We start from the raw sequence: 8089 nt of genomic DNA on the forward strand, positions 1-8089 counted from the left end.
GAACGCGCCACAATCCTTCGCAGCACTCCCCCAGCCTTGCTCTCCACAAGGAGTGGACAAAAATGATGATGTCTTTTGAACGATTTACAGAGAAGGCGCAGGATGCTGCAGCCCGCGCTTACGAGATTATGCAGCGGTATCGGCATGGTCAGTTGGACACCGAACACATTTTACTGGCTCTACTGGAACAACCAGAGGGGGTAATTCCAGATATACTGGAACGGCTTCACGTAAATATAGAAGCAATTAAAAGCCGTTTGGACGACGTGCTCAGAGCCAGTCCTAGGATGCAGACGTTTGTCAGTGGCGCTCGTCCGATGCAGGTGTACATCACCCCACGAGTTAAGCGTGTTTTGGATTTGGCCAATGAGGAAGCCCAGCGGCTGAGGGATGAATATGTCTCTACGGAGCACATCTTTCTAGCGATCATCAGCGAGCGCGATGGTCCGTCCGCACGCATACTCAATGACTATGGCGTAACCCGAAGCAAAGTGCTGAACGTCCTTCCCGATGTCCGTGGTGGCCAACGAGTGACCAGCCCAGAAGCAGAGAGCCGTTATCGCACGCTAGAAAAATACAGCCGAGATTTGACTGCGTTGGCCAGAGAGGGGAAGCTCGATCCTGTTATTGGCCGCGATAGCGAGATCATGCGCGTTATCCAAGTTCTCTGCCGACGCACCAAGAACAATCCGGTCTTGATTGGAGAAGCAGGTGTGGGCAAGACAGCTATTGTCGAAGGGCTGGCGCAGAAGATTGTTACGGGTGATGTGCCTGAATTGCTCATGAACAAGCGTCTGATCGCACTTGACCTGGGTGCCTTGGTAGCCGGGACGCGCTTTCGGGGCGAATTTGAAGAGCGGATCAAGGCGGCCCTGGACGAGATCAAACGAGCGGAGGGCGAGATCATTCTGTTCATTGACGAACTGCATAACGTAGTTGGTGCCGGCGCTGCACAGGGTGCCATTGATGCTTCCAGTATGCTCAAACCAGCATTGGCACGCGGTGAGTTGCGTTGTATCGGAGCCACTACCCTGGATGAATATCACCAGCATATCGAGAAGGATTCTGCACTGGAGCGGCGTTTTGCCCCTATCTTTGTCGAAGAGCCCAGCGTCGAGGAAACCATCGAGATGCTCAAGGGCTTGCGCCCACGCTATGAGGAGCATCATCAGGTTGCTATCAGCGATGAAGCGATTGAGGCAGCTGCTCGGCTGTCTGACCGCTATGTGAAAGATCGCTTCCTGCCAGACAAGGCCATTGATCTGATCGATGAAGCTGCATCCAAGTTGCGCATCGCGATCTTCAGTTTGCCTGAAGATCTGAAGAAGATGAAGCTAGAGATTGGCCAATTGATGGCGGAGGAGGAAGCAGCCTGGCAGAACCGCAACTACGAGCAGGCAGCCATCCACAAGAGCAAACGTCTGAAACTAGAGGAGGAGTTCAAGGAGAAGAAGGAAGCCTGGAAAGCAGAGCGAGGGCTGGACGAAGTAGTACGCGAAGAAGATATTGCTGAGATTATCTCTGACTGGACCGGCATTCCCGTGAGCCGCATGTTGGAGACCGAGGCAGAGAAATTGCTACATATGGAAGAGCGCCTGCATGAGCGCATCGTCAGCCAGGATGAGGCCGTAGCAGCCATATCGGATGCGATCCGCCGCGCGCGCTCGGGTCTGAAAGATCCACGGCGTCCAATTGGGAGTTTCATTTTCCTTGGGCCAACTGGCGTAGGCAAGACAGAGCTGGCCAAGGCCTTAGCCGAGTTCCTCTTCGACGATGAGGATGCTCTCTTGCGCGTGGACATGAGCGAGTATCAAGAGCGGCATACCGTCTCTCGTCTGATTGGCGCACCTCCAGGATATGTGGGATATGAAGAAGGTGGGCAATTAACTGAGGCCGTGCGGCGGCGTCCCTATCAGGTGATCCTGTTCGATGAGATCGAGAAAGCGCATCCTGATGTGTGGAATGCTCTGCTCCAGATTCTGGAAGATGGCCGTTTAACCGATGGTCAGGGCAATGTGGTTGATTTCCGCAACACGGTTATCATCATGACCTCAAACATTGGCACGCAGTACATGCCCAAAGGTGGAGGTACGTTAGGATTCCGCACACCTGGGGAGCCAGCCGAAACGGAAAAGATGCGCGCTAACATCGAAGAGGCGTTGAAAAAGACCTTCCGCCCAGAGTTCCTGAACCGTATTGACGAAGTCATTGTCTTCCAGCGTTTGAGCAAGGAGGACATGAAGCGCATCGTTGACCTGCAGATGAAAGACATCCGCCAGCGTCTACGTGAGCAAGGGCTGGACATTCAATTGACCGAGATTGCACGGGATTGGTTAGCCGAAAAGGGTTATGACCCTGCATTTGGCGCCCGTCCGCTGCGCCGTACACTGCAACGCCTGGTGGAGAGTCCGCTCTCGAAGAAGCTCATTCGTGGTGAGTTGAAACCCGGCGATGAACTGCAAATTGACGTCGAGAACGATGAGGTGGTCTTCCGCAAAGTGAAGGAAAAGGAATCAGCGCCGACGGCAGCATCTTATATGACTAGTTGATCATATAGCCGTTCCAAACTGAGGTCCGGACAAACCGTATCGGGGCATTTGAGCGTGAGGGTTGCAGCGGAGACGCCCAGGCGCATGGCCTCATCGAGCGGAAAGCCGTTGACCAAGCCATAGACAATGGTAGCGGTCAGGGCATCGCCTGCTCCTGTGTAATCTACTACTTCACAGCGAATAGCAGGGATGTAACCGCTTTCACGGGCACTGGCATAACATAGCCCTTCTTCGCCAAGAGTGATGACCGCAATGCCCACGCCTCTTGTCACCAGCTCTTGTACCGCTGCCATTGCTTCTGTGCGTCCACGGATGGGGTGCCCACACAACAATTCTGCCTCCGCCATATTTGGCGTCAGCATAGCCAAATCAGGCAAGTGCTTGCGCAAGCGCGGAGCCAGAGTGGTAGAGGTGGGATCAATCGCTACAGGCACACTGTAACGTTTCGCCGTGCGGATGGCAGATGAGAGCGCCGAGGGCGAGAGGTTGGCATCGAGCACCAGCATGGCTGCGCCTTTGAAAAGGCTCCGCTGCGCATAGATGTAGGCAGGTGTAATCAAACGCATTGTTTCCATTTCATCCACGGCAAAGGTCTTGCTGCCTGCTTCATCCAAGATGGCCATGTAAGCAGCGGAGTGACACTGGCTGGTGACGATGACCTTGCTCACATCCACGCCAGCGCTGGCTGTGCGCTCCAGGATCTGCGCTCCGAACGGATCGTTGCCCACCACTGAGAGCAGGATGGTTGGTTGGCCGAGGCGAGCTAGATTCTCAGCGACATTCCGTCCTACCCCGCCAATGCTCAGCGTAATGTCACCGGGCACGGATGTGCCCAGTTGCAGTGGCTTCCGTGCGCGGCCCTTGACATCCACACTAGCCGCGCCAATGACGAGTATGTGAGAATGAGAAGTATACATGTGCTCTCCAAACTTTATATCAATTCGGTTAAATGATTCACACTAGGAATGATTACAAGGAACTTTTCTAGATTATAGCGCACAGTTGGGTAAAAAGCAGAATGTTTCGAACCGCTTGCTCTTGACAAAAAGTCTGTTCTATGATAAATTGTTAAACAAAAATTCTGCCTCCTCACAAATACATCCTAAACCGAGGAGTAACCATAATGAATGAATTTCACCAAGAATGGACGGAACGCCAGATATGTGAGGCTTTCAAGCTCTCCCGTTCGGAGCTTCAACGCTTGGTGATGGAAAAAGTTATCCCCCAACCTCAGCGCACTTATACCGGCCAGCGCGTTTATACAGAACAACACGTTGATTGCCTTCGTCGATACATACACCTACAGAACTGGCAAAAGCGCTTGCAGGCTATACGAGAGCACTGGGAATTGGACCCGAATGATACAGGACTCCAGTCATGCTTGTGTCAATTACTCTCCTTGCGGCGCTTATTTGGTGAAAACAACTTACAAGGATTAGATGAACTGCGGCAATACGAATCTCTTGAGCCAGAAACCCTTAGATTGATTATGATTGAAATGCAATGGTTATCAATAGAGAGCGACCTTTTTGTGCAGATTGTTTCTTTGTTATATGAAAAAGTTGTCTGCACTCGCCAAAAGAGGAGCGAAAATAGTCCTTATGATTGAAGATGGACTATCGAATCGGGCAATACAAAAAATCTTGTTGGACATTTTTGCTTCTTCAACACAATTACCGATTGGGCTTTTTGATCTGGAGGATCATATCTCAGTCTTTGGATCCGTTAGCTTGAGTCACTTTGAGCAGTACTGCCAGCTTGTTCAAGGATTACCAGGTGGCTCTGAATGCTGTGAACGTGATGAATGGCATCGTGTCCGCGTCACCAAACGGGAAGGCCTAACCTTGTGCCATGCTGGGCTCTATAACTATGCACTGCCTATTTTTGTAGATAATCAACGAGTAGCTGTACTGCTTTGTGGAGAGATGCGAATCGCGGACCCAGACTTTGAGCAGCGTTCACTGACGCGACATGAAGAGTTCTTGCGCCATCAATATATTACTGAAGAAACTGAAGAGAAACTACGTCAGGCGTTTGCTCGCACAAAACGAGTACATCTGCAAGCCATGGAGAAGGATGTACTAAGCAACTTGCACCAAATTGAGAACTGGTACTATCGCTTAACCAGCAGTCAGAGAGCCTTGGCTCGTGAAAAAGAAGATATGACCCACGAGTTGCAGATTGGATTACAGGGCCTATTGGCAGAAGCGGAAAATCTGTACCTAGATTTGCTGCGCGAGCGCGACATCAAAAGGGAATACAAAGAAGCCGCACGGGAAGTATTGAATAGAACCATTGCACTAGATTCGATTATTCAACGCTTTGGGGATTTCATAGGAAGCTATCGCTTTTCTTTAGTGCCTCTAGCCAAAATCGTACATGAGAGCCGACGAGTATACCAAGAGGAGGCAAAACAAAGGGGCATCACTATCAAAATTCAGTTGGAACCAGTGAATGGGCGATCTCCAGTGATTCAAGCCTCTCAGGAGCATCTGCAGCAAGCGATGCACAATCTGGTGCACAATGCTATCAAGTATTCCTTTACAGGCGCTTTTGATAGGCCAAGATGGGTGCAAATCGTGGGACGACCCGCTGGAAAGTACTATGAACTACGCATTCAGAACTTTGGAGTCGGTATTGACCCAGACGAGTATGACAAGATTTTTCAGGGCGGCTATCAGGGCCGACGCACCCGTGATGAGTACAGACCAGGTAGCGGGCGTGGCCTCGCGTTGGTTAAAAGGGTTATTGAAAAGCATCACGGAGAAATCATGGTTAGCAGCGTGGATCAGAAATCAGCTTTTCTGACTACGTTTACTGTGCTGCTGCCTTATACTCAACCTTTCAAGGAGGATTAGATGAATCCCCAGTCCCCCAAAGTCATCGCATGGGTGGAGGATGATAGCCCAGACATTGCTCCGGTAGTGAGGCCCTTGGAACGCGCGGGATATCAAATAGAACGCTTTCTCACAATAAAAGAAGCGCTGGATAACCTGGACCGCTTGCGTGAATGTGATCTCATCCTCCTGGATATCTTTGTCCCTAGAGGTGCCATAGAAAGAGATTATGGGCGCTACACGGGTCTAAAGCTATTACAACAGATAAGAAACTTGTATGGAATCAAGAAACCTGTAGTAGTACTGAGTGTGCTCACCGAGCCCAAAATCCTAAAAGAACTGAAAAAACAAAACGTTGCAGCTATCCTACGGAAGCCAGTATTACCCTCTCTGCTTAAAGAAACTGTAGAGCGTGTACTCGGGATTGAACATGGCCCTGAAGAACATCCATCTGCAAAACGCTGAAGGAGTGATAATTAGAATGGATTTAAGACGTTGGCTTGCTATTACCCTAATATTGTTGATAAGCATTTTCATTTTATATCTACTTAGGCCAACTCCAACAAGTGATTTCTGGTACTGGTCGACCTATATCTTGATTCCATCGTTGGTAGCTGCACTGATCGTGATTCTAAGGCGTCATATTTTCTACACTGTAAGAACAGGCGAGGTAGGAATTGTCGAACGCGGCGGTAAATTCTGTGGCATAGCCAGCCCTGGCCTAGTAGTAACGCTCCCCTTCTTGGAGAACATCCGCACCTTCCCGACCACCGAGCAGCATTGCGAGTGTGATGAGAAAGATGTACTTACCCGTGATGGTGTGGCAATAGGCATCAATATGCTCGTGCGGTATCAATTACAGGAGCCCGTCGAGGAAGCCGTGTACAGAATTGCATACAGATTACCTGACTGGGAAATGGCAGTTGCGAAACAGGCAATAGCCGCTTTGCACCAGCAGATAGGAACCATGACAAGCGATGAGGTGATGCAGGGCTGGACCTACCTTGGCGAAAGGATCAGAGATATCCTGCAACCTACAATGCAGAATTGGGGTATAGACATTGTCGCAGTCCAATTGTTCAACATGAGAATACCAGAACACCTCAGACGGGCATTGGAAGATTCGCGCCAGGCAGAAATTGAGGCAAGGACTGTCGAGTACCGTGCTGGTGGGGAAGCTGAACGACTCCGGCAGATTGCAGAGAGCCTGAAGAACTGCGACTGGCTGGATGGAGTTCTGACCGAGCGTTACATCGAAGCACTAGAAAAGATGTCCGTAAACCCTGCCAGCCATATTCTCTTACCTATAGAGATTCTGCACACACTAAAGGCGTTAGGAGCAGGTTCCACATCCTTGTTGGGTCAAATAGATGGCTCTAAGTCTGAAGAAAGTTCCTCCAAAACTGAGCCAGAATCTCCCAAGCCAGAAGGTCTCTAGTCATTTCCCCTCTTTCTTGGAGAAATGGCCTGCAATGAATACGCGGTCAAAGACAATCCGCGCTCATGAGCTGGCGTAATGATTTCAAAAAAGCCAAAGGCAGTAGCAATCAACCTGAGCGCGGTGGCATAACCGCGAATAAACTCAAGATCTGATTGCTCCGTAGCTAGAGCGTTCCCTGCTTCTTCAACAGCCCTCAGGATATTGCGTACATCGTCTCTGTGGAATATCTGACGTTCCATTTTCCTCCATAATAGAACATATGTTCTATTAAGAGAGTACCACAATACTTTGTTTTTGTCAAATTTTGCCTAGGAGGATTGAAAATCCTCACATTCAACTTGTGAAGGCAAGAAAGATTGCGGTTAGTCCAAACGATAAAGCATGCGCAAAGATATTTAACAGACAAAAGGTAAGCACTATAAAAGGTGCGAGATTAAGCGCTGATTCAGTGAAGCTAAACAAGGAGGTGACTCAGGTACTGCCATGTCTTCAATGGTTTCTGACCCCGATTGAGTTCAACCTCGCAGTAGAAGCGATTGCTGACGCGAGCGCCCTTTAGAAACCGGATCAAACTACTGGCCTAAGCGAGGCAGCAAGGGTATCCTCAATCTACTTCTTCAACCCTTTATTGCAGCGGTCAACAGCTATGGCCGGGTAGACAGTGCTTTCCCCACCAACCCTGTTTCCTACATCCCCGTGCCCGTCGCTGCCGTGATCGCTGCTCCCAACAGTGTCTGCCAGCCCATGCCATAGGTAAAGACCATGGCAAACTGCACCAGTTCTTCCTTCTGGCCGTTGAGTTTATTGGCGTCTATGGCGCCGGGCAGTAGGACAATGCCCACGATTGCTGCAAACAAGATGGAGAGCAGGTTCGGGTGCCAGGCTTGCCCGGCGCGATAGCTTTCCAGGAAACTGCTGGCAAGGTTGCCCAACATCAAGGTAGCGTATAGCGCTAGCTGCCGGCCCAAGGTCAACTTGGGCACCTCAACATCCTTAGCCATTGCTTCTTCACCCGCCACACCGAACTGCAATGGATTGACTAGCCAACGGCTCATGATTTGCCCCCTTTCCGATAAGCGCTGCTGTGATTTGTCAGAAGTATAATGGAAGGATAATGAATTGACAAGTAATAAGTGTGCTTGCGCCAACAGATCGTTACCAGGTGGTACAGGCGATTTTGACAAAAGGGGGTGCTCCTGTGGTAAAAGAATTGTGGAAACAACTGCACCAGGAGGAGCACCGCCTATGGCCGATCTGGCCTA

8 protein-coding genes are annotated in these 8089 nt (G+C 50.2%); 5 read left to right on the forward strand and 3 right to left on the reverse strand.

Features of this window, described 5'->3' with window-relative positions; all coding sequences use genetic code 11:
• Nucleotides 1–68: 68 nt before the first annotated feature.
• Nucleotides 69–2549 (forward strand): AAA family ATPase, encoded by a 2481-nt coding sequence (locus H5T67_11695; protein MBC7245970.1) that lies wholly within the window; start codon nucleotides 69–71, stop codon nucleotides 2547–2549.
• On the opposite strand, the gene H5T67_11700 is transcribed toward H5T67_11695, so the two are convergent.
• Nucleotides 2534–3466, reverse strand: coding sequence for a carbohydrate kinase family protein (locus H5T67_11700; GenBank protein ID MBC7245971.1), 933 nt, complete (start codon nucleotides 3464–3466; stop codon nucleotides 2534–2536). The genes H5T67_11695 and H5T67_11700 overlap by 16 nt on opposite strands.
• Nucleotides 3467–3672: 206 nt before the next feature.
• Here H5T67_11700 and H5T67_11705 point away from each other — a divergent pair, with 206 nt between their 5' ends.
• From H5T67_11705 to H5T67_11720, 4 genes are read left to right on the forward strand one after another with little or no spacing between them, the layout of a single operon-like run.
• Nucleotides 3673–4158 carry a MerR family transcriptional regulator gene (locus H5T67_11705; GenBank protein ID MBC7245972.1) on the forward strand — a complete coding sequence of 162 codons (486 nt, stop codon included), beginning with the start codon at nucleotides 3673–3675 and terminating at the stop codon, nucleotides 4156–4158.
• Entirely contained in the window at nucleotides 4151–5407 is a 1257-nt protein-coding gene (locus H5T67_11710; protein ID MBC7245973.1) for a PocR ligand-binding domain-containing protein, read from the forward strand. The genes H5T67_11705 and H5T67_11710 overlap by 8 nt, the downstream gene beginning before the upstream one ends.
• Nucleotides 5408–5851 carry a response regulator gene (locus tag H5T67_11715; protein MBC7245974.1) on the forward strand — a complete coding sequence of 148 codons (444 nt, stop codon included), beginning with the start codon at nucleotides 5408–5410 and terminating at the stop codon, nucleotides 5849–5851. It abuts the gene before it with no gap.
• A 16-nt stretch (nucleotides 5852–5867) separates the two neighbouring features.
• Nucleotides 5868–6824, forward strand: coding sequence for an SPFH domain-containing protein (locus H5T67_11720; GenBank protein ID MBC7245975.1), 957 nt, complete (start codon nucleotides 5868–5870; stop codon nucleotides 6822–6824).
• On the opposite strand, the gene H5T67_11725 is transcribed toward H5T67_11720, so the two are convergent.
• Nucleotides 6821–7066 carry a hypothetical protein gene (locus H5T67_11725; protein ID MBC7245976.1) on the reverse strand — a complete coding sequence of 82 codons (246 nt, stop codon included), beginning with the start codon at nucleotides 7064–7066 and terminating at the stop codon, nucleotides 6821–6823. The genes H5T67_11720 and H5T67_11725 overlap by 4 nt on opposite strands.
• Before the next feature lie 447 nt (nucleotides 7067–7513).
• The gene (locus tag H5T67_11730; protein ID MBC7245977.1) at nucleotides 7514–7882 is read right to left on the reverse strand and encodes a hypothetical protein; all 369 of its coding nucleotides are present in this window, start codon (nucleotides 7880–7882) and stop codon (nucleotides 7514–7516) included.
• Nucleotides 7883–8089 lie beyond the last annotated feature (207 nt).

The organism is Chloroflexota bacterium (assembly GCA_014360905.1).
Lineage (GTDB): Bacteria > Chloroflexota > Anaerolineae > UBA2200 > UBA2200 > JACIWX01.